Source organism: Microbacterium sp. M (assembly GCF_045181065.1).
Classification (GTDB): domain Bacteria; phylum Actinomycetota; class Actinomycetes; order Actinomycetales; family Microbacteriaceae; genus Microbacterium.
In genome coordinates, this window is the sequence record NZ_CP173721.1 from 1,909,150 (window position 1) to 1,929,359 (window position 20,210).

Sequence of the window (20,210 nt, forward strand, 5' to 3'; positions counted from 1 at the left end):
CGATGTCCCAGCCAGTCGCCACCGGAACCGGGCGCGTCAAGCGCGGCCTCGCAGAGATGCTGAAGGGCGGCGTCATCATGGACGTCGTCACGGCCGAGCAGGCCAAGATCGCCGAGGACGCCGGTGCTGTCGCCGTCATGGCGCTGGAACGCGTGCCGGCGGACATCCGTGCGCAGGGCGGCGTGTCCCGCATGAGCGACCCCGACATGATCGACAGCATCATCGACGCCGTGTCGATTCCCGTGATGGCGAAGGCGCGCATCGGGCACTTCGTCGAGGCGCAGGTTCTGCAGGAGCTCGGCGTCGACTACATCGACGAGTCCGAGGTGCTGTCGCCCGCGGACTACGTGAACCACATCGACAAGTTCGGGTTCACGGTGCCGTTCGTGTGCGGCGCGACGAACCTCGGCGAGGCGCTGCGTCGCATCAACGAGGGCGCGGCGATGATCCGCTCCAAGGGTGAAGCGGGCACCGGGGACGTCTCGGAGGCGATGAAGCACATCCGCAGGATCCGCGGCGAGATCGCCGCTCTCACAGCGCTGCCCAAGGACGAGCTCTTCGTCGCGGCCAAGGAGCTGCAGGCCCCGTACGACCTGGTCGCCGAGATCGCGGAGACCGGCAAGCTCCCGGTCGTGCTGTTCGTCGCCGGTGGCGTCGCCACCCCGGCGGATGCCGCGATGATGATGCAGCTCGGTGCAAACGGCGTGTTCGTCGGCTCCGGCATCTTCAAGTCCGGCAACCCCGCCGAACGCGCCAAGGCGATCGTGAAGGCGACGACGTTCTTCGACGACCCGAAGGTCATCGCCGAGGTCTCCCGCGGCCTGGGCGAGGCGATGGTGGGCATCAACGTCTCCGACCTCCCGGCCCCGCACCGCCTGGCCGAGCGTGGCTGGTAGCCCACGCGTCGGCGTCCTCGCCCTCCAGGGCGACGTGCGAGAGCACGCTCGCGTCCTGGAGGGACTTGGTGCCGCTGTGACGCTGGTGCGACGCCCGGAGGAGCTCGCCGAGGTCGATGGCCTGGTGCTCCCGGGCGGGGAGTCGACGGTGATCGAAAAGCTCGCACGCGCCTTCGGCCTCGCGGAGCCGGTGCGCACGGCGATCGCCGAGGGGATGCCGGTCTACGGCACGTGCGCAGGGCTCATCCTGCTCGCGGACACCGTGCTCGACGGTGCCGAGGACCAGCAGAGCTTCGGCGGGCTCGATGTGGTGGTGCGCAGGAACGCGTTCGGGCGGCAGACGGAGTCCTTCGAGACGAGCCTCGAGATCGAAGGGTTCGATGCTCCCGTCGATGCGACCTTCATCCGTGCACCCCTGATCGACTCCGTCGGGCCTCGCGCTCGCGCGATCGGCTCGCTGCCGGACGGCGGTGTCGTCGCCGTGGAGCAGGGCGTTCTGCTCGGGACCTCGTTCCACCCGGAGGTCGCCGGCGAGGATCGGTTCCACCGGCGCTTCCTGGCGCACGTGCGGGCGCGCTGACCGTAGTCTTGCGGGCATGCGTCTGCCGATCGGTTCCACGGATGTCAGCACCAGTGGCGGCAATGCCACTCTGATCGGGCGCCGAGGCGAGGGCCGGCAGCCCATCTCGGCCGGCGGCCTCTCGCCGGAGGATGCGATCGCTCTCCTCGAGTCGTACGGCCACCGCGACGCGCACATCGATCCGGCGTTCGACGACGCTCTTGCCGTCGGTGACGGCGCGCCCGTGTTCGCACCGGGAGATGCGATCCTGTGGCGCTACGGCCGTTACATCGAGACCGCTCGGGTGATCCGCGACGACGAGCGCGGACTCGTCGTCTGGATCGCGTCCGGGTCCGCGCGTCTCGAGTCCGTCCCGGCAGACGGCCGCGGCACGCGCGATGTGCCGCTCGAAGAGCGGTTCAGCGTTCCCTGGGTCACGAGGGAGTCCACCTGGCGCGGTCAGGGGATCGTCCGCGTCGCTCCCACCGGAAAGCCGTGGTCGGTGTGGTTCTTCCGCAACCCCGACGGCACACCGGCCGGCGCATACGTGAACATCGAGCTGCCGCACCGGCGGGTGGCGGGGGAGCTGCCCGGGGTGTTCACACGGGACCTCGTTCTCGATCTCATGATCGATTTCGAGCATTCGGGCTCGGAGGACATCTGGCTCAAGGACGCCGATGAGCTCGACGCCGCCGTCGCGCAGGGGCGCTTCACCTCCGAACAGGCCGACGCCGTGCGGGCGCTGACCGAACACGCCTGCCGCGAGTTCGCCGACCACGGCTCCTGGCCCCTCGATGAGGGCTGGGATCGCTGGATGCCGGATGCCGGCATGGACGCCCCGCTGCAGCTTCCCGGCGGCGCTGTGATCGACGCGATGCGGCGCCGATCCGGGCAGTCCAGCATCCACGGCTGATCGGCGCGGTGCCGAACCGCGTAGACTGATGCGCGCGAAACGCGAGAACGAGCGGGAGTCATATGTCCGGGCATTCCAAATGGGCCACCACGAAGCACAAGAAGGCTGCGATCGACGCCAAGCGCGCGAAGTCGTGGGCGAAGCTCATCAAGAACATCGAGGTCGCCGCCAAGCTCGGCGGTGCTGATCTTCAGGGCAACCCGACGCTGTTCGACGCCGTGCTCAAGGCGAAGAAGACCTCGGTCCCGAAGGACAACATCGACCGCGCCATCAAGCGCGGGGCCGGCATCGGCGGCGAGGCCGTCGAGTACACCTCGATCATGTACGAAGGCTACGGACCCAACGGCGTCGCCCTCATGATCGAGTGTCTGACGGACAACAAGAACCGCGCAGCCGCTGAGGTGCGCACCGCGCTCACGCGCAACGGCGGAACGCTCGCGGATCCGGGCAGCGTCGCCTACAACTTCAGCCGCAAGGGCGTCATCGTGGTCAGCTCCGAGGGGACCACTGAGGACGACGTCATGATGGCAGCGCTCGAGGCGGGTGCCGAGGAGATCGAGCCGCACGCCGAGGGCTTCGAGATCGTCACCGAGGCGACCGACCTCGTCTCGGTGCGCTCCGCGCTGGTGGACGCCGGCATCGAGTACGAATCGGCCGATGTCGAATTCGTGCCGAACCTCAAGGTCGAGATCGATGCGGACACCGCGCGCAAGATCTTCCGCCTCATCGACGCACTCGAGGACAGCGAGGACGTGCAGAACGTCTTCAGCAACTTCGACCTCACCGCCGACGTCCAGGCCGAGCTCGAGAACGACGACGAGTAGGCGGGCGCGCCGCCGCGGCGTCGTCCGTGCTCGCGCATAGCCTGAAGGTGTGACCACTTCGACGATTCGCGTGCTCGGGATCGACCCCGGACTCACTCGCTGCGGCGTGGGCGTCGTGGACGTCGGCCGTTCGCGACGGGCGAGCCTCGTGCATGTCGGAGTCGTCCGCACGCCGGCGGATGCGCCGATCGGCGAGCGGCTCGCCGCCGTGGCCGCCGGTATCCGGGAGGTCGTCGCGACCTACGGACCGGATGCCGTGGCCGTTGAGCGCGTCTTCGCACAGCACAACAGCCACACGGTGATGGGGACGGCCCAGGCCAGCGGTGTCGCTCTTCTCGTGGCCGCAGAAGCAGGTCTTCCCGCCGCGACCCACACGCCCAGCGAGGTGAAGGCCGCGGTGACCGGCTACGGCGCCGCGGACAAGAAGCAGGTCCAGTCGATGATCGCGCGGATCCTCCGGCTGGACGCACCGCCGCAGCCCGCCGACGCCGCGGATGCGCTGGCCATCGCGCTCTGCCACGCCTGGCGGCGCGGAGGGGATGTCGGTCGTGTCGGCGGGAGCCTGACCCCGGCGCAGCGCGCGTGGGCAGAGGCCGAGCGTGTCGCTCGAACATAACTACGACGCGTCTCGTAGGCTGGTTGCATGATCTCCTCTCTGCACGGTGTCGTCCTGCACGCCACGTCCGATCAGGTCGTCATCGAGGTCGGCGGCGTCGGGTTCTCCGTGGCTGTGCCGGCCGATGTCGCCCACACCGCTCGCGTGGGGGAGCGGCTCCACCTGCACACGAGCCTGATCGTCCGTGAGGATGCGCTGAGCCTGTTCGGCTTCGCCGAGCGCGATGAGCTCGAGATCTTCGGCCTGCTGCTCGGGGTCACCGGCGTGGGCCCGAAGTCCGCACTCGGCGTGCTCTCCCACATGACCGTGGATCAGATCGCCGAGGCGGTGACCGCCGAGGATGACGCACCGTTCCGGCGGGTGTCCGGCATCGGGCCGAAGACGGCCAAGCTCATCGTGCTGCAGCTCGCAGGCAAGGTCCACGCGCCAGCACCCGCCAGCCGCGCTGGCGCTGGCGCGCCGGACGTCTCCGATCAGGTGTCGGCCGCACTGGTCGGACTCGGCTGGTCGGAGAAGGTCGCTGTCGAGGCGGCCGCCCAGACCATCGCCGAAGCGAGCGAGGCCGAGCGGTCGTCCGTCTCGGCGCTGCTGCGCCGCACACTCGCCCTGCTGGGGCCTGCGCAGGGAGGCTCGCGTGGCTGACGCGCGTGACGCTGCCGAGCCGCAGGACGAGATCGAGCTCGCGATCGAGGGCGCGCTGCGCCCCACGAGCCTCGGCGAGTTCGTCGGTCAGCCCAAGGTGCGCGGTCAGCTGCAGCTGCTGCTCGAGGCGGCTCGGATCCAGCAGCGGCCCGCCGACCACATCCTGCTCGCCGGACCGCCTGGGCTCGGCAAGACGACGCTCGCGATGATCGTCGCGCACGAAAGCCAGCGACCCCTGCGACTGAGCAGCGGTCCGGCGATCCAGCACGCCGGCGACCTCGCAGCCCTGCTGTCCAGCCTCGTCCCCGGTGAGGTGCTCTTCATCGACGAGATCCACCGGATGGCGCGTTCGGCCGAGGAGATGCTCTATCTCGCGATGGAGGACTTCCGCATCGACATCATGGTCGGCAAAGGGGCAGGTGCCACCAGCATCCCGCTGGATCTGGCGCCCTTCACGCTCGTCGGTGCGACCACGCGCTCAGGGCTGCTGCCGAACCCGCTGCGCGACCGTTTCGGGTTCACCGGTCATCTCGAGTTCTACGACGAGCCCGACCTCGAGCGGGTCATCGCCCGTTCGGCGCTCGTGCTGGATGTGGAGCTTCCGGAGGACGCCCGTGCGGAGATCGCCAGACGCTCGCGCGGGACACCCCGTATCGCGAACCGACTGCTGCGCCGCGTGCGCGACTACGCGCTGGTCCACGGCGCTGGAAACAGCGCGTCGCTGTCCGACGTCCGTGCGGCACTCGAACTCTACGACGTCGATCCGATCGGCCTCGACCGGCTCGACAGGGCCGTCCTGGAGACACTGGTACGGCGGTTCCGCGGTGGGCCGGTCGGGCTCAGCACGCTCGCCGTGGCCGTCGGCGAGGAGGCCGAGACCGTCGAGAGCGTGGTCGAGCCGTATCTCGTGCGGATCGGTTTCCTCGGTCGGACTCCGCGCGGACGCGTGGCGATGCCGGAGGCATACGAGCACCTCGGCGTCGTCCACCCGGACCGGGCCGCATTGTTCGATGACCTATAATCGCTGAAGGCTTCCCCCCGACCCCTCTTCTGCACGCTCTGGCGCGTGCGCCCCTGAAAGGTTCCTCCTGATGGAAATCATGCTGTTCGGTCTTCTTGCGGTTCTCCTCATCTTCATGGTGATCAACACACGCAAGCGCAACAAGCAGATGAAGGCCGAGCAGGCGGAGAAGGCGGAGAAGACGATCCCCGGCGCCAAGGTGCTCCTGCAGGGCGGCCTGTACGGCACGGTCGTCTCCTTCGACCCCGACAACCTCGACCAGCCGGCGCAGATCGAACTCGCTCCCGGCGCGGTCGTCGAGGTGCACAGCCAGGCGATCCTGCGCGTCGTGGAGCCCACCGAGGACGCTGACGACGAGCTCGAGGCCGACGAGGACGACGATGCCGACGCGCACGACTCCGTGGATGCCGCGGCCGGCGATGAGGCACCCTACGGCGTGGAGACCCCCGAGCAGACGCGTACGCGGCTCGAGGGCGACGCCGACGGCAAGTAGCATCGCAGCGAGCACGCTCAACCTCCCAGCCTGACTTCTCAGAAAGCGCGACCACGTGGCATCCTCCACTCCGACCCGTCATGCATGGCGGGTCCTCCTCGGCCTGCTCCTGGTGACGGCCGCCCTCTTCGGCATCAACGCCCTCGGCGTCTACGGCTTCAAGCAGAGCTCGTGGACGCCCGAACTGGCGCTGGACCTCCAGGGCGGCACGCAGATCATCCTCAGCGCCGTGACGGAGGACGGATCCGATCCGACGCAGGAGCAGCTCGAGCAGGCGTCGGACATCATCCGACAGCGCGTCGACGCCTCCGGTGTCGCCGAGGCGGACATCACCACCGAGGGCGGCCGCAACATCGTGGTGCAGATCCCCGGCGAGGCCGACGAGGAGACGCTCGAGCGCATCCGCGCCGCGGCGCAGCTCGAGTTGCGCCCGGTCATCTACACGACGGCTGCGGCGACCGAGTTCACCGGCGAGGACGGCAACGCCACGCCGTACCCGACGCCGGATCCGTCGGCCAACGCCGTGCCCAGCGCCGAACCCACCGATTCCAGCGACCTGTCGTGGGTGACCGAGAAGCTGCAGCAGGAGTTCCTCGCCTACGACTGCGCGAACCCGCAGAACAACCCCTCGAACGCGCCGGCGGATCAGCCGCTGATCACGTGCGACGACCTGGGGACGACGAAGTACATCCTCGGCCCGCAGGAGCTCGACGGCACGGCCATCGACGACGCGACCAGCGGTCGCGACCCGCGCTCCGGCGCGTGGATCGTCCAGCTCGATCTCGACGACGACGGAGCGGGCGTTTTCGGCGAGATCAGCCAGCGTCTGTATCAGAACAAGATCGACGGCCTGAGCCCGCGCGACCAGTTCGCCTTCGTCCTGGACGGCAAGGTCATCTCGGCGCCGCAGATGAACGGTGTCATCCTCGACGGCAACCCGAGCATCTCGGGCAGCTTCACGCAGGAGACCGCCCAGGTCCTCGCCGATCAGCTCAAGTACGGCGCGCTGCCGCTGAGCTTCTCGGTTGAGAGCACCGACACGGTCTCCGCGACCCTCGGCACCCAGCAGCTGCAGATCGGCCTGATCGCCGGTCTCATCGGCCTCGCCCTGGTCGCCCTGTACTCGCTGTTCAGCTATCGGGCCCTCGGCTGGGTGATCATCGCCTCGATCGCCGTCATGGCCGTGCTGACCTACATCATCATCTGCATCCTCGCGTGGCGCATCGGCTACCGCCTGTCGCTCGCCGGCGTCGCGGGTCTGATCGTGTCGATCGGATTCACCGCCGACTCGTTCATCGTGTACTTCGAACGCATCCGAGACGAGCTCCGGGACGGCAAATCGGTCACGGCCGCTGTCGAGGACGGCTGGGGTCGCGCGAAACGCACCATCTACATCTCGAAGTCCATCAACATCCTCGCCGCCGTCGTGCTGTACATCCTCGCGGATGCCACGGTGAAGGGCTTCGCGTTCACGCTCGGGCTCACGACCCTCATCGACGTGTTCATCTTCGTGATCTTCACGCACCCGGTGATGCAGCTGCTCGCACGCACCAAGTTCTTCGGAGAGGGACACAGGCTGTCGGGGCTCGACCCGGAGAGCCTGGGCGCCGTCTACCACACCCGTACCCAGTACCGGGAGGTCGAGACCGCCAGCGCCGGCCGCGGAGCCAAGAACGCGCGTTCGCGGGCCGAAGCCGACCGGCGGCAGACCATCGCCGAGCGCAAGCGCGCTGAGGCACTGGCTTCCTCCGATTCGACGAGCACCACCGGAAACGAGGGCGAGCACTGATGTTCTCCATGAATGAGTTCGGCAACAACCTCTACACGGGCAAGACCTCGTTCCCCTTCGTCGGGAAGCGCGTGCTGTGGTTCTGGATCGCGATCGCGCTGGTGGTCGGCTCGATCCTCGTGCTGTTCATCCGGCCGCCGCAGTTCTCGATCGAGTTCACCGGTGGATCGCAGTTCACCGTGGCATCCCCGGCATCCACCGATCAGAGCCTCGCGACCGACGCGGTCAACGAGATCGTCCCCGAAGCGACGACGAAGGTCGCCGTCATCGGCGGAACCGACGTGCGCGTCCAGACGTCGCAGATGAGCGCCACCGAGACGCAGCAGGTCGCCGGCGCCCTCGCCGAGGCCTACGAGGTCGAGCAGAGCGAGGTCACGTCCTCGTTCATCGGCCCGGCCTGGGGTGAGAACGTCACCCGCCAGTCGCTCTGGGGTCTGGCGATCTTCCTGGCCCTGACCTTCCTCATCCTCGCCATCTACTTCCGCACCTGGAAGATGTCCGCCGCGGCCATTCTGGGTCTCGTCGACGTGCTCATCATCACAGTCGGAATCTACTCACTGGCCGGGTTCGAGATCTCGCCGGCGGCCGTGATCGGCTTCCTCACGATCCTCGCGTACTCCCTGTACGACACCACTGTCGTGTTCGACAAGATCAGGGAGAACACCACCGAAGACGGCGAGAAGTCCGCCCGCCTGTTCGGGGAGTCCGTCAACCTCGCGGTCAACCAGACCCTCGTGCGCTCGATCAACACGTCCATCGTCGCGGCGCTGCCGGTCGGCGCGATCCTGTTCATCGGTGCATTCTGGCTCGGCGCGGAGACGCTCACCGACATCTCGCTGTCGATCTTCATCGGCATCCTGGTGGCCACGTACTCCACGCTCTTCGTCGCAGCTCCGCTGTACTCGCTGTTCCGCGAGAAGGAGCCGGCGATCACCGAGCGCGATGCGCGCATCCGCGAGGCCCGCGAACGCGCCGTCGCAAGTGTCTGACGCTCCCCGGTGGGGCTGGGGACCCGCTCAGGCGCGTAGGATTGCAGAGCCCAGGAGGTAGACGATGGTGGAGGCGAACGCGCAGACGCAGGGATCCAGTCTCAGACGACTCGTACCCCGCATCTTCTCGCGCGCTCCCCGCGTCGACGACCTGGACATGCTGGGTCGAACGGTCAGGGCGAATCATCCCAAGGGCGACCTCGCGATCATCGATCGCGCATACGCCGTCGCCAAGGAGAAGCACGCCGGGCAGAAGCGTCAGAGCGGTGAGCCGTACATCACGCATCCGCTCGCCGTGGCGCAGATCCTGGCCGAACTCGGGCTCGGTCCGCGAGCGATCGCCGCAGCCCTGCTGCACGACACGGTCGAGGACACCGGCTACGCGCTGAGCGAGTTGACCGCGGAGTTCGGCGATGAAGTGGCGATGCTCGTCGACGGCGTCACCAAGCTCGACAAGGTCAAGTACGGCGAGAGCGCGCAGGCCGAGACGGTCCGCAAGATGATCGTCGCGATGTCGAAGGACATCCGGGTTCTGCTGATCAAGCTCGCCGACCGCCTGCACAACGCACGCACCTGGGGATTCGTCCCGCCGGAGAAGGCGGCGAAGAAGGCCAAGGAGACGCTCGAGATCTACGCGCCTCTCGCGCATCGCCTCGGCATCCAGGCGATCAAGAGCGAACTCGAGGATCTCTCGTTCGCCGTGCTGCATCCCAAGATCTACGCCGAGATCAACAGCCTCATCGCGCAGCGCACCCCGCAGCGCGAGAAGTACCTGGGGCAGGTCATCGAGGCGATCGATGAGGATCTGCGGGATCTGCGCATCCGAGGGAAGGTCGTCGGCCGGCCCAAGCAGCTGTACTCCGTCTATCAGAAGATGGTCATCCGCGGCCGCGAGTTCGACGACATCTACGACCTCATCGGCATCCGGGTCCTGGTGAACTCCGTACGCGACTGCTACGCGGTGCTCGGCGCGATCCACGCCCGGTGGACGCCGCTGCCCGGCCGGTTCAAGGACTACATCGCGACCCCCAAGTTCAACCTCTACCAGTCGCTGCACACGACCGTGATCGGTCCGAGCGGCCGCACCGTAGAGATCCAGATCCGCACGCACGAGATGCACCAGCAGGCCGAGTTCGGCGTCGCGGCGCACTGGATGTACAAGGAGCGGATGAACGGCGGCAAGGCCGAACTGCGCGCGTCGGACACCGACATGGCGTGGCTCGCGCACATCTCCGACTGGCAGGCCGAGACCGCCGACCCCGGAGAGTTCCTGGACTCGCTGCGGTTCGAGATCGGCGCCAAAGAGGTCTACGTCTTCACGCCCAAGGGGCGTGTGATCGGACTCCCTGCCGGTGCGACGCCGGTGGACTTCGCCTACGCGGTGCACACCGAGATCGGTCACCGCACCATGGGTGCGAAGGTGAACGGGCGACTCGTCCCGCTGGAGTCGGTCCTCACCAGCGGCGACGTCGTCGAGGTCTTCACCTCGAAGAACCCGGATGCCGGCCCCAGCCAGGACTGGCTCGGCTTCGTCAAGAGCACGCGTGCCCGCAACAAGATCCGCGGCTGGTTCACCAAGGAGCGTCGCGAGGAGGCGATCGAGCAGGGCAAGGAGGCCATCGCACGCGCGATGCGCCGACAGAACCTGCCACTGCAGCGGCTCATGAGCCAGGAGTCGTTCTCCGAGCTCGCCCGTCAGCTGCACTACGAGGACGTCTCCGCGCTGTACGCCGCCGTGGGCGAAGGTCACGTGTCCACGCAGTCCGTGATCGAGAAGGTCACGGCACTCGTCGCCGCGGAAGAGACGAACACCGGTGCCATCACGATTCCGGTCAGCTCGTCCCGCGAGCCGCGCGCCGGGGACTCCGGTGTACTCGTGCGCGGTGCCTCGGACATCCTCGTCAAGCTCGCGAAGTGCTGCACGCCGGTCCCCGGCGACGCGATCGTCGGCTTCGTCACGCGCGGAAGCGGAGTGTCCGTGCACCGCACGGACTGCGTCAACGTCAAGGCTCTCAGCGCCGACGAACAGCGCTTCGTCGACGTCGAATGGGGTCCGACCTCGAAGAGCGTGTTCCGGGTGCAGATCCAGGTAGAGGCGCTCGACCGGTCAGGGCTCCTCTCCGACGTGACCCGCGTCCTCAGCGAGCATCACGTGAACATCCTGTCCGCGACGGTCACGACCACGGACGAACGCCTCGCGCTCAGCCGATTCGTCTTCGAGATGGGCGATGCCGTGCATCTCGACCGGGTCCTGAACGCCGTGCGCCGCATCGACGCCGTCTACGACGTCTACCGGGTCACCTCGTCATAGCCTGATTCGAGCGTCGCGATGGCCAGCCGTTTGCCCGGCAGCCGCTCTCGCTCACGCAGCAGGTCGATGGCGGGGGAGACCTGCGTCGGGTCCAGAGCCAGCAGCGCGAGCAGCCATGTGCGCGACTCCGGGTCACGGCCGGATCTGGCCAGGTCGACCAGCGCAGCCGGCACGGTGAGGACGCGGATGCCGGAGAGCACCTGGAACTCGGTCGACGGCACGACGCCGTCGTGCAGCACGACCGCCGCGTCGGCCGGTGCCCGCAGCCGGCGCGGCCCGAGCGGTCGAACGTGGCAGCGCGGGGGCCTGCGGTCTCCGGCACCGTGCACCCAGGCAGCCGTGGTACCGGAGACGACGTGCTCATCCCGCAGGTGAGACGCGAGCGAGAGCAATCGGATGTCCGCCGTCTCGGGGACGTCCGCGGGGAGGAACGCGTCGCCGACCTCGAACACCAGCCCGTCCAGCCGCATCGCCCGCAGCTCGGCATCCGACAGGGCCGCACCCGGTCGATACAGCAGGGCGGGGTTCATGCACCCAGTGTGCACGGAAGCCGCCCTCCCCATGCACGGGAGGACGGCTTCTGTGGATAACGGAACGAGTCAGCTGCCGAGCGCGTTGAGCCAGGTGCGACGCGCCTCGAGCGCTTCGGCGGCCTCGGCCGCCGCCTTCTTATCGCCCGCTTTCTCGGCTGCGGCCTTCTCTGCCTCGAGCTTCTCGATCGCGTCCAGCAGCTGCTGGCTCATGTCGTTGGCGCGTGCCTTCGTCTCGGGGTTGTTCTTCTTCCAGTCGACATCCTCGCGGGCCTTCAGCGCCTGCTCGATCACGCGCAGCTTGTCGTCGAGCGCGCGCTCCTTGTCGCGCGGGAAGATCCGGCCGACCTCGTCCCACTCCCGCTGGATGCCGGTCAGCAGCGCGCGAGCGCGCTTGATGTTCGACTCGTCGGCAACGGCCTTGGCCTTTTCCAGCAGCGCGGTGCGGGCCTCGATCTTCGGAGCCGAGTCGGCCTCTTCCGCCGCGCTCTGCTCAGCTCGTGCGGCGTACAGCGCGTCGCCTGCGGCCTTGAAGCGCGCCCACAGCGCGTCGTCGACCTTGCGGCCGGCGCGGCCGGCGGCCTTCCAATCGTCCAGCAGCGCGCGGTACGACGGGATGCCGTCGACACCCCGCGGAGCCAGCGCCTCGGCGCGCTCCACGAGACGTGTCTTGACGTCGCGAGCGGCCTTGTGCGTCTCGTCGAGCTCGGCGTAGAACGCGCGGCGCTGCCGGTCGATCGTTGCGCGGGCGTCGCGGAATCGCTTCCACAGCTGCTGCGAGACGGACTTCGGCAGACGCGGGCCGTTCTGCTGCTGGGCCTGCCACGCGTCGAACAGCTCGGTGACCTCGGAGGTCACCTGCTTCCAGTGCGCCTTGGACAGGTCGCCGGCGGCGATGGTCTCGATCCGCTCGACGAGCACGCTGCGCTCGGCGATCGCCTGATCCAGAAGCTCCTTGGCCTGCTCGGCCTCCTGAGCGCTGGCCTCTGCGAGCGAGGCGGTCAGCGCATCCAGGCGTTCGCGCAGGCTCGCGAGATCGCCGACGGCCGCGGCATCCGTGACCTCGGCGACCAGATGCGAGGCCTGAGCCGTCAACTCGCCGGCAGCGGCGCCGCCGGCGGCGTGGCGCTGCTCGAGGGTGGTGACCTTGAACGCGAGATCCTCGAACTTGCGGACGAAGTAGGCGATGGCCTCGTCACCGGACGCATCCGGATACTGACCGACGACGCGCCAGTCGTCGCCTTCGCGAACTTCGACGGTGCCGTCCTCCGTGACGCGGCCCCAGTCGGCGGCGCCCGCGATCGTCGGCGCCGCAGGTGCGGCGGGGGCGACGGGGACGCGCGGCGGGCCCGGTACCCGCGGCGGCGCGGGGACGGGGGGAGTCGGCTTCGGCGATTCGGTGGCAGACACGATGTGCTCCTTGCGCGGTCATCCCGCGGGAGGTGGAAGGGACGGTGATCAGCCTAGTATGCGCGGCACCGCCCCTCGGCTTCAGGCGTGGCCGGCCGCCCTCACATGTTCGTTACGGATTTGTGAGCGGATCGTTCGACGCGCGTAACGGGGGCCGGACACTGCGTGAAACACCGCCGATCTACCTTCGGGAGCACCGAACAGAGGAGGCACCGTGAGAGACCGATCAGCAGCATCGTCCGATGTGCTCGTGGTGGGTGCGGGCATGGTCGCGCACCGCTTCGTGGAGAGCCTGCTCACGCGCACCGACGAGAAGCTGCGCGTCACCGTCATCGGCGATGAGGGGCGCGCACCGTACGACAGGGTCGGTCTCACGTCCTTCTTCTCCGGAGCCACCCCGGAGGACCTCACGCTCGACCCGCAGGTGCTGGACGACGAGCGGGTGCACTTCATCGGCGGTGACCGCGTCACCGGTATCGATCGCCGCGGCCGCACGGTGCGGACCCGCTCCGGTCTCGACTACTCGTACGGGACTCTCGTCCTCGCGACCGGCTCGTACGCCGCGCGGGTCGCCGTCGACGGCTCCGACCTCGCCGGATGCTTCGTCTACCGAACGCTCGACGATGTCGCTCAGATGCGCGCCTTCGTCGAACGCCGCACCGCAGAACTCGGACGACCGCTGCGCGGCGCGGTGATCGGCGGTGGTCTGCTGGGGCTGGAGGCCTCCGGCGCTCTGCAGGGACTCGACGTCGAATGCACGGTCGTGCAGTCCTCCGACCGACTGATGTCGGCCCAGCTCGATCTCGCCGGCGGGACGATGCTGCGACGGCTGATCGAGTCGCGCGGCATCGCCGTCCGGACCCAGAGCCGCACCACCCGCCTCGATCCTGACGCGTCGGGCGCGGTCACTCAGCTGCAGTTCCAGGACGGCAGCATGCACGCCGCTGACATCGTCGTCTTCACCGTCGGCGTTCGTCCTCGCGACGAACTCGCGCGCCTCGCGCAGCTCGCCGTCCACCCCGGCGGCGGCGTCCTGATCGATGATCGCTGCCGCACGGCTGACGAGAACATCCTCGCGATCGGCGAAGTGGCGAACTACGACGGACGTTCGGTCGGGCTCGTCGCTCCTGGTTACGCGATGGCCGAGGTCGCCGCGACCCGTCTGCTGGGCGGAGATGCGACCTTCCCCGGCTACGACGAGTCCGCGAAGCTCAAGCTCTCCGGTGTCGATGTCGCCAGCTTCGGCGATGCGATGGCGACGACCCCGAACGCTCTCGATGTGGTCTATGCCGACCCGGTGGCAGGCGTCTACAAGAAGCTCGTCCTGTCCGACGACGCGAAGACGCTGCTCGGAGGCATCCTCGTCGGCGATGCCTCCGCCTACGGCTCCCTGCGTCCGCTGGTCGGCGCGCCCCTGGGCGCAGACCCTGCCGCCTACCTGATGCCGGAGGGCGGTGTCGAGGCACCGACCGGCGAGCTTCCGGATGCCGCGGTGGTGTGCTCGTGCTCCAACGTCACGGCCGGGCGCATCCGCCAGGCCGTGCACGAAGAGGGCTGCATGGACGCGGGTGCGGTCAAGGCGTGCACCAAGGCGGGAGCCACGTGCGGCTCGTGCATCTTCACGGTCAAGAAGGTGGTCGGCCAGGAGCTGGCCAAGCTCGGTCAGACCGCGTCCAACGCCCTGTGCGAGCACTTCGACATGTCGCGCCGGCAGCTCTTCGACGCCGTGCGCGTCTCGGGTCTGACCACCTTCAGCACCGTCATCGCGCGGTTCGGACGCGGTCGCGGCTGCGATGTGTGCAAGCCAGCTCTCGCCAGCATCCTCGCGGTGCTCGTCGGCGACCACGTGCTCGACAACGAGAACGCGACGCTGCAGGACACCAACGACCATGTCATGGCGAACATGCAGAAGGACGGCACGTACTCGGTCGTCCCGCGGATGCCCGGTGGCGAGGTGACGCCCCAGGGGCTCATCGCGATCGGACGCATCGCGGACGACTACGGCCTGTACACGAAGATCACCGGCGGCCAGCGCATCGACATGTTCGGCGCCCGGCTCGAGCAGCTTCCGGAGATCTGGCAGCGGCTTGTGGATTCCGGGTTCGAATCGGGGCAGGCATACGGCAAGGCGCTGCGCACCGTGAAATCGTGCGTCGGCTCCACCTGGTGCCGGTACGGCGTGCTCGACTCCGTCGGCATGGCGGTCCGCCTCGAGTTGCGGTACCGGGGTCTGCGGTCGCCGCACAAGCTCAAGGTCGGCGTCTCCGGTTGCGCCAGGGAGTGCGCCGAGGCGCGTGGCAAGGACGTCGGCGTGATCGCGACCGAGACCGGCTGGAACATGTACGTCGGCGGCAACGGCGGATTCTCGCCGCGTCACGCGGAGCTGCTGGCCTCCGATCTCGACGACGAGGGTCTCATCCGCGCCATCGATCGATTCTTCATGTACTACATCCGCACCGCCGACCGGCTGCAGCGCACGGCCGGCTGGTGCGAGGAGCTCGAAGGCGGTCTGGACGGGCTCAAGCAGGTCATCTTCGACGACAGCCTCGGCATCTGCGCCGATCTGGATGCCGCGATGGCCGCGCATGTGGATCGCTACGAGGACGAGTGGGCTGCGACGCTGCGCGATCCGGAGAAGCTGCGCCGGTTCGAGTCCTTCGTCAACGCCTCGGACACGCCTGACCCGTCCCTCGCCTACGTCCCGGAGCGCGGCCAGGTCCGCCCCGCGACCGCCCAGGAGCGCGCCGAGGGCGGCGTGCTGATCGCAGGAACCACTCTGGAGGTGCGCCGATGACCATCGCAGCAGACCAGCAGACTCTGATCCGCGTCTGCAGGGTCGACGACCTCGAGGTCGAGCGCGGCAGGGCTGCGTTGTTCGGGACGACGCAGATCGCGCTCTTCCTGCTCGAGGACGGCACCGTGCACGCGGTCGCCAACCTCGATCCGTACAGCGGCGCGAACGTGATTTCTCGAGGAATCGTCGGCAGTCGAGGCGAGGCGCCGACCGTCGCGTCCCCGATGCACAAGCAGGTGTTCGACCTTCGATCGGGCGAATGCCTCGACGCGCAGGGCAAGGAACCCATCGCTTTGCGCACCTGGCCCGTCACGATCGTCGACGGCGTCGTCCACCTCGAGGCGGAGGATCTCGGATGACCCTCATGCTCGGAGTCACGCTCACCGGGCGCGACGTGCTCCTCGTCGGCGGAGGAGACGTGACGGCGCGTCGCCTGCGCCGGTTCCTCGCCGAGGGCGCGCTGGTGCGCGTCGTGGCTCCGGAGCTGACAGCGCAGACCGCTGCGCTCGTGGACGCCAACAGCATCCCGTGGAGGCAGGGACGATTCCGGCCCGCGGACCTGCGCGGCGCCTGGCTCGTCCATGCCGCCACGGGTGATCAGCGCGTCGACCGCGATATCGCAGCGCGCTGCGACCGTCGCCGTGTGCTCTGCGTCAACGCCGGCGATGGCGGGCACGGTTCGGCGCGCCTCACCGCCCAGGTCGACACCGGGGACATCACCGTCGCCGTCACGAGCGCGGTGGGCGCCGATCCCCGACGCTCCGCGACCGTGCGCGATGCGATCGGCGATCTGCTGGCGAACGGGCGACTGCCGCTGCGGCGTCGTCGGCCAGACGGTGCCGGACGGGTCGATCTCGTCGGCGGCGGCCCCGGTCCGGCCGATCTCATGACGGTGCGCGCACGGCGACTGATCGCGGAGGCCGATGTCATCGTCGCTGACCGGCTCGGACCGACCGCCGAGGTCCTGCAGGGTCTCGACCAGGAGGTGCAGGTGATCGACGTCGGCAAGCGCCCGGGAAGCCACCCTGTGCCGCAGGACGAGATCAATCGCATCATCGTCGAGCACGCGGCCGCTGGACGGAGGGTCGTCCGGCTCAAGGGCGGCGACCCGTTCGTGTTTGGCCGCGGCGGCGAGGAGATGCAGGCGTGCTTGGCCGCGGGGATTCCCGTCGACGTCGTACCGGCCCCGTCCAGCGCGATCGCTGTTCCGCAGGCCGCCGGCATCCCGGTCACCCACCGCGGCACGGCCTCGGCCTTCCACGTCGTCAACGGTCAGGGCACCATCGCGGCCAGTACGCTGGATGCGATGGCGGATGACTCGGTGACCACGGTCGTGCTGATGGGCGTCGCCGCCCTCGGCGGGATCGTCGACGCTGCGCTGCGCCACGGCATCCCAGCGGATCGCCCCGTGGCCTTCGTCGAGAGCGGGCACACCCCGCAGCAGCGCACGACGCGCACGACGCTGGGCCGCGCGTCGCACGACGCCGCGGCCGTGGGATTGCGCAACCCGGCCGTCATCGTGATCGGCGATGTGGCGCGGGCCGACCTGCTCATGCCGACCCCGGAGCGGATCGGGGCAACCCAGGCGTGACCGAACGACCCCAGCTCGACGCGGTGCTGACCGGCTGCACGATGGTGATCGCCGCCGATCGTCGCGCCGGCGACCTCGCCACCGCGCTCGAACGTCGCGGTGCGCAGGTCTATCGCGCCCCGGCGCTCACGATCCTGCCCAATGCCGATGACGACCTGCTGCTCCAGCGCACCCGCGAGCTCATCGCCCACCCGCCGGATATCGTGATCGTCACGACCGGCGTCGGATTCCGCGGCTGGATGGATGCCGCGCACGAGAACGGTCTCGCCGACGAGCTCACCCAAGCGTTCCGCGCGACGCAGTTCGTCGCCAGAGGTCCGAAGGCGCACGGAGCGATCCAGCAGGCCGGCTTCGCGGCCGACTGGGTGGCGGAGAGCGAGACGGCTGCCGAGGTGGGGGAGTACCTCACCCGCAACGGCGTCGCAGGCAGGCGCATCGCGATCCAGCATCACGGCGCGGGCTCGGATGGCTTGGACGAGCTCATGACCGCGCACGGAGCAGATGCGGTGAGTATCACGGTGTATCGCTGGGGTCCGCCGCCGGATCCCAAGATCGTGAGTCGTTCCGCGATGCAGGCGGCCACCGGCGAGGTGGATGCCGTGCTGTTCACTTCAGCGCCGGGCGCCGCCGAGTGGATCAGAGCCGCGGAGCGCGGCGGACGGCTGGACGCGATCCGCGAGCGGGCGGCCGCAGGACGGCTGCTGCTGGCATCGGTCGGTCCTGTCACCGCCGCGCCGCTCGTCGAGGCGGGCCTTCGCACGACGCTGGCCGTCCGCGGACGGCTGGGTTCTCTGGTGCGCTGCGTCATCGATCACTACGCCACCGGGGCCACGCCGCGCCTGGTGACGGTCGCGGGGACCATCGAAGTCCGCAGCGGCGGCGCGCTGGTGGACGGTCGGTTCATCCCGCTGTCGCGCGCCTCGGCGAACGTGCTGGGCGCCCTGTTCGACGCCGGTGGACGTGTGCTGTCGCGCGAGGAGCTGGGTCATGTGCTGCCGCGCGGCGGAGAGAACGCCCACGCCGTCGAGATGGCGATCGCGCGGCTGCGGGAGGCGCTCGGCTGCCCTGACGCCGTCAAGACGGTCATCAAGCGCGGATACCGCCTCGCCGTCCTGGAGGATTGAAGAATGAGCACTCTCATCGCCTGCTCGCACGGCACGGATTCGGCAGACGGGCGCCGGACCGTCGAAGAGCTCGTCGGTCTCGTCCGCGCTCGGATGCCACGGACGCGCGTCGTCCAGGCCTTCGTCGACGTGCAGGAGCCGGACATCACCACGGTCGTCGATCGGGAGATCCTCGCCGATGAGGTGGTCGTGGTCCCGTTGCTGCTGTCGGTCGGATTCCACACCGCCGTCGACATCGCGAGGGCGGTGCGTCGGCATCCGGGAGTCCGTCAGGCCGATCCGCTCGGGACGCATCCGCTCGTCGCGCAGGTGCTCGCGACGCGCCTTCGGGCGTCAATCGGCGGCACCTGGTCGGACGGCGACGCCGTCGTGCTGGCCGCAGCCGGCTCCACCAATCCCGCGGCCGTCGCCGACGTCGAGGCCGCTGCCGCGCAACTGGCCGCACTGATCCCCGCACCGGTGACGATCGGCTACGCCTCGGCGATCGATCCGCGCATTCCCGAGGCGGTGCAGAGCGCACGGGATGCCGGGGCGCGCCGCGTGATCGCTGCGAGCCATGTGCTCGCCCCCGGCTACTTCGCGGGCCTCGTGCAGTCGGCCGGAGCGGACGTGGTGTCGGCTCCGTTGGGCGTCGACCCCCGCATGGCCGACGTCGTCATCGATCGGTTCCGCTCGGCCTGAGACATGCGAAGAGGGCGAAGCGACCTGGTCGCTTCGCCCTCTTCGCAGGTCAGATCAGGAGACTCGCGCGGGCTCGCGCTCGAGCTCGGCGTCCAGGGCGTCCGCCGTGTTCGAGGATGCTGGGGCCGACGCCGCAGCCCGCGCCTCGCGCTTCGCCGCACGCGCCTTGCGCGCCTTCGGCCGGCCGTGGGTGAAGTACAGCGGGAGGCCGACGAACAGCAGTCCTCCGACGAGGTTGCCGAATACGGTGGGGATCTCGTTCCAGACGAGATAGTCCCACAGCGTGAAGTCGGCGCCGAGCAGCAGACCGGACGGGAACAGGAACATGTTCACGATCGAGTGCTCGAAGCCCATGTAGAAGAACAGCATGATGGGCATCCACATCGCGACGATCTTGCCGATGGTCGAATCCGAGACCATGGCGAGGACGACGCCGGTGGAGACCATCCAGTTGCAGAGCACGCCGCGGATGAACAGCGTGAGCATTCCCGCCGCGCCGTGGTCGGCGTATCCGACGGTTCGGCCGTGGCCGATGTCGCTGATCGCCTGCCCGACAGCACTGGGCTCGGTGGAGAAGCCGTACGTGAAGTAGATGGCCATGAGGATCGCGACCATGAAGGCGCCGCCGAAGTTGCCGAGGAAGACCAGACCCCAGTTCCGCATGAGCGCGCCGAAGGTCGCGCCGGGCCTGCGGTCCAGGACAGCGAGGGGGCCGAGAGTGAAGACGCCCGTCAGTAAGTCGTATCCGAGCAGATAGAGCATGACGAACCCGACAGGGAACAGGAGTGCACCCAGAAGGGGCTGTCCGGTCTGCGTGGACACGGTCACGGCGAACGCGGCAGCGATGGTGAGCAGGGCCGCGCCCATGAAGGCGCGGATCAGCGTGTCTCGGGTGGACAGCTGCATCTTGTAGGCGCCGGCGTCGACCATGCGGGTGACGAGCTCGGCAGGTTTGATGTACGACACGGGACCTCCACGGGGGACGGGAGCACTCTGGCGAGGCTGGGTCCAGCGTGACGGAGGCGCG

At 68.8% G+C, this 20,210-nt stretch carries 19 protein-coding genes; 16 read left to right on the plus strand and 3 right to left on the minus strand.

Features of this window, described 5'->3' with window-relative positions; translation table 11 throughout:
* The first annotated feature begins 2 nt into the window (after nt 1–2).
* The 11 genes from pdxS to ACI7YT_RS09225 all read left to right on the plus strand — a co-directional run bounded on the left by pdxS (nt 3) and on the right by ACI7YT_RS09225 (nt 11,053).
* A complete protein-coding gene (gene pdxS / locus ACI7YT_RS09175) occupies nt 3–896 on the plus strand; it encodes a pyridoxal 5'-phosphate synthase lyase subunit PdxS (RefSeq protein ID WP_406250376.1) in 894 nt (297 codons plus the stop codon).
* Complete coding sequence (gene pdxT, locus ACI7YT_RS09180) at nt 886–1,476, plus strand: pyridoxal 5'-phosphate synthase glutaminase subunit PdxT (RefSeq protein ID WP_406250378.1); 591 nt, start codon at nt 886–888, stop codon at nt 1,474–1,476. Before pdxS ends, pdxT begins: the two co-directional genes overlap by 11 nt.
* A gap of 16 nt (nt 1,477–1,492) precedes the next feature.
* On the plus strand, nt 1,493–2,368 hold the full coding sequence (locus ACI7YT_RS09185; RefSeq protein ID WP_406250380.1) for a DUF402 domain-containing protein: 876 nt from the start codon (nt 1,493–1,495) through the stop codon (nt 2,366–2,368).
* A 62-nt stretch (nt 2,369–2,430) separates the two neighbouring features.
* Nucleotides 2,431–3,192: a YebC/PmpR family DNA-binding transcriptional regulator gene (locus ACI7YT_RS09190; protein WP_406250381.1), complete on the plus strand. Its 762-nt coding sequence runs from the start codon at nt 2,431–2,433 to the stop codon at nt 3,190–3,192.
* 49 nt (nt 3,193–3,241) lie between these two features.
* Nucleotides 3,242–3,808: a crossover junction endodeoxyribonuclease RuvC gene (gene ruvC, locus ACI7YT_RS09195; protein WP_406250382.1), complete on the plus strand. Its 567-nt coding sequence runs from the start codon at nt 3,242–3,244 to the stop codon at nt 3,806–3,808.
* Between the two features lie 27 nt (nt 3,809–3,835).
* A complete protein-coding gene (ruvA, locus tag ACI7YT_RS09200) occupies nt 3,836–4,450 on the plus strand; it encodes a Holliday junction branch migration protein RuvA (protein WP_406250383.1) in 615 nt (204 codons plus the stop codon).
* Nucleotides 4,443–5,471, plus strand: coding sequence for a Holliday junction branch migration DNA helicase RuvB (gene ruvB, locus ACI7YT_RS09205; RefSeq protein WP_406250385.1), 1,029 nt, complete (start codon nt 4,443–4,445; stop codon nt 5,469–5,471). The genes ruvA and ruvB overlap by 8 nt, the downstream gene beginning before the upstream one ends.
* Before the next feature lie 70 nt (nt 5,472–5,541).
* Nucleotides 5,542–5,964, plus strand: a complete 423-nt coding sequence (gene yajC, locus ACI7YT_RS09210; protein WP_406250387.1) for a preprotein translocase subunit YajC — start codon at nt 5,542–5,544, stop codon at nt 5,962–5,964.
* 55 nt (nt 5,965–6,019) lie between these two features.
* Nucleotides 6,020–7,753, plus strand: a complete 1,734-nt coding sequence (gene secD / locus ACI7YT_RS09215; RefSeq protein WP_406250388.1) for a protein translocase subunit SecD — start codon at nt 6,020–6,022, stop codon at nt 7,751–7,753.
* Nucleotides 7,753–8,742 carry a protein translocase subunit SecF gene (gene secF / locus ACI7YT_RS09220; protein ID WP_406250389.1) on the plus strand — a complete coding sequence of 330 codons (990 nt, stop codon included), beginning with the start codon at nt 7,753–7,755 and terminating at the stop codon, nt 8,740–8,742. The genes secD and secF overlap by 1 nt, the downstream gene beginning before the upstream one ends.
* A gap of 64 nt (nt 8,743–8,806) precedes the next feature.
* Nucleotides 8,807–11,053, plus strand: a complete 2,247-nt coding sequence (locus tag ACI7YT_RS09225; protein WP_406250391.1) for a RelA/SpoT family protein — start codon at nt 8,807–8,809, stop codon at nt 11,051–11,053.
* On the opposite strand, the gene ACI7YT_RS09230 is transcribed toward ACI7YT_RS09225, so the two are convergent.
* Both ACI7YT_RS09230 and ACI7YT_RS09235 read right to left on the minus strand, forming a co-directional pair.
* Nucleotides 11,032–11,583, minus strand: coding sequence for a type IV toxin-antitoxin system AbiEi family antitoxin (locus ACI7YT_RS09230; protein ID WP_406250393.1), 552 nt, complete (start codon nt 11,581–11,583; stop codon nt 11,032–11,034). The two genes, ACI7YT_RS09225 and ACI7YT_RS09230, sit on opposite strands and share 22 nt — an antisense overlap.
* Nucleotides 11,584–11,652: 69 nt before the next feature.
* Nucleotides 11,653–12,993, minus strand: a complete 1,341-nt coding sequence (locus tag ACI7YT_RS09235; RefSeq protein WP_406250394.1) for a DUF349 domain-containing protein — start codon at nt 12,991–12,993, stop codon at nt 11,653–11,655.
* Nucleotides 12,994–13,237: 244 nt separating this feature from the next.
* Here ACI7YT_RS09235 and nirB point away from each other — a divergent pair, with 244 nt between their 5' ends.
* From nirB to ACI7YT_RS09260, 5 genes are read left to right on the plus strand one after another with little or no spacing between them, the layout of a single operon-like run.
* Nucleotides 13,238–15,787: a nitrite reductase large subunit NirB gene (nirB, locus tag ACI7YT_RS09240; protein WP_406250544.1), complete on the plus strand. Its 2,550-nt coding sequence runs from the start codon at nt 13,238–13,240 to the stop codon at nt 15,785–15,787.
* Nucleotides 15,784–16,146, plus strand: a complete 363-nt coding sequence (gene nirD / locus ACI7YT_RS09245) for a nitrite reductase small subunit NirD (protein WP_406250396.1) — start codon at nt 15,784–15,786, stop codon at nt 16,144–16,146. The genes nirB and nirD overlap by 4 nt, the downstream gene beginning before the upstream one ends.
* A complete protein-coding gene (gene cobA, locus ACI7YT_RS09250) occupies nt 16,143–17,378 on the plus strand; it encodes a uroporphyrinogen-III C-methyltransferase (protein ID WP_406250397.1) in 1,236 nt (411 codons plus the stop codon). The genes nirD and cobA overlap by 4 nt, the downstream gene beginning before the upstream one ends.
* A gap of 41 nt (nt 17,379–17,419) precedes the next feature.
* A complete protein-coding gene (locus tag ACI7YT_RS09255) occupies nt 17,420–18,502 on the plus strand; it encodes a uroporphyrinogen-III synthase (RefSeq protein WP_406250546.1) in 1,083 nt (360 codons plus the stop codon).
* A gap of 3 nt (nt 18,503–18,505) precedes the next feature.
* A complete protein-coding gene (locus tag ACI7YT_RS09260; protein WP_406250398.1) occupies nt 18,506–19,183 on the plus strand; it encodes a sirohydrochlorin chelatase in 678 nt (225 codons plus the stop codon).
* A 54-nt stretch (nt 19,184–19,237) separates the two neighbouring features.
* On the opposite strand, the gene ACI7YT_RS09265 is transcribed toward ACI7YT_RS09260, so the two are convergent.
* A complete protein-coding gene (locus ACI7YT_RS09265) occupies nt 19,238–20,149 on the minus strand; it encodes a formate/nitrite transporter family protein (protein WP_406250400.1) in 912 nt (303 codons plus the stop codon).
* Between the last annotated feature and the right edge of the window lie 61 nt (nt 20,150–20,210).

What these genes read in the sequence shown, in the direction of transcription:
- pdxS (WP_406250376.1), top strand. Translation starts at nt 3, where the DNA reads ATGTCCCAGCCAGTCGCCACCGGAACCGGGCGCGTCAAGCGCGGCCTC.
- ACI7YT_RS09185 (WP_406250380.1), top strand. Translation starts at nt 1,493, where the DNA reads ATGCGTCTGCCGATCGGTTCCACGGATGTCAGCACCAGTGGCGGCAAT.
- ACI7YT_RS09190 (WP_406250381.1), top strand. Translation starts at nt 2,431, where the DNA reads ATGTCCGGGCATTCCAAATGGGCCACCACGAAGCACAAGAAGGCTGCG.
- ruvA (WP_406250383.1), top strand. Translation starts at nt 3,836, where the DNA reads ATGATCTCCTCTCTGCACGGTGTCGTCCTGCACGCCACGTCCGATCAG.
- yajC (WP_406250387.1), top strand. Translation starts at nt 5,542, where the DNA reads ATGGAAATCATGCTGTTCGGTCTTCTTGCGGTTCTCCTCATCTTCATG.
- secF (WP_406250389.1), top strand. Translation starts at nt 7,753, where the DNA reads ATGTTCTCCATGAATGAGTTCGGCAACAACCTCTACACGGGCAAGACC.
- ACI7YT_RS09225 (WP_406250391.1), top strand. Translation starts at nt 8,807, where the DNA reads ATGGTGGAGGCGAACGCGCAGACGCAGGGATCCAGTCTCAGACGACTC.
- ACI7YT_RS09230 (WP_406250393.1), bottom strand. Translation starts at nt 11,583, where the DNA reads ATGAACCCCGCCCTGCTGTATCGACCGGGTGCGGCCCTGTCGGATGCC.
- nirD (WP_406250396.1), top strand. Translation starts at nt 15,784, where the DNA reads ATGACCATCGCAGCAGACCAGCAGACTCTGATCCGCGTCTGCAGGGTC.
- cobA (WP_406250397.1), top strand. Translation starts at nt 16,143, where the DNA reads ATGACCCTCATGCTCGGAGTCACGCTCACCGGGCGCGACGTGCTCCTC.
- ACI7YT_RS09255 (WP_406250546.1), top strand. Translation starts at nt 17,420, where the DNA reads ATGGTGATCGCCGCCGATCGTCGCGCCGGCGACCTCGCCACCGCGCTC.
- ACI7YT_RS09260 (WP_406250398.1), top strand. Translation starts at nt 18,506, where the DNA reads ATGAGCACTCTCATCGCCTGCTCGCACGGCACGGATTCGGCAGACGGG.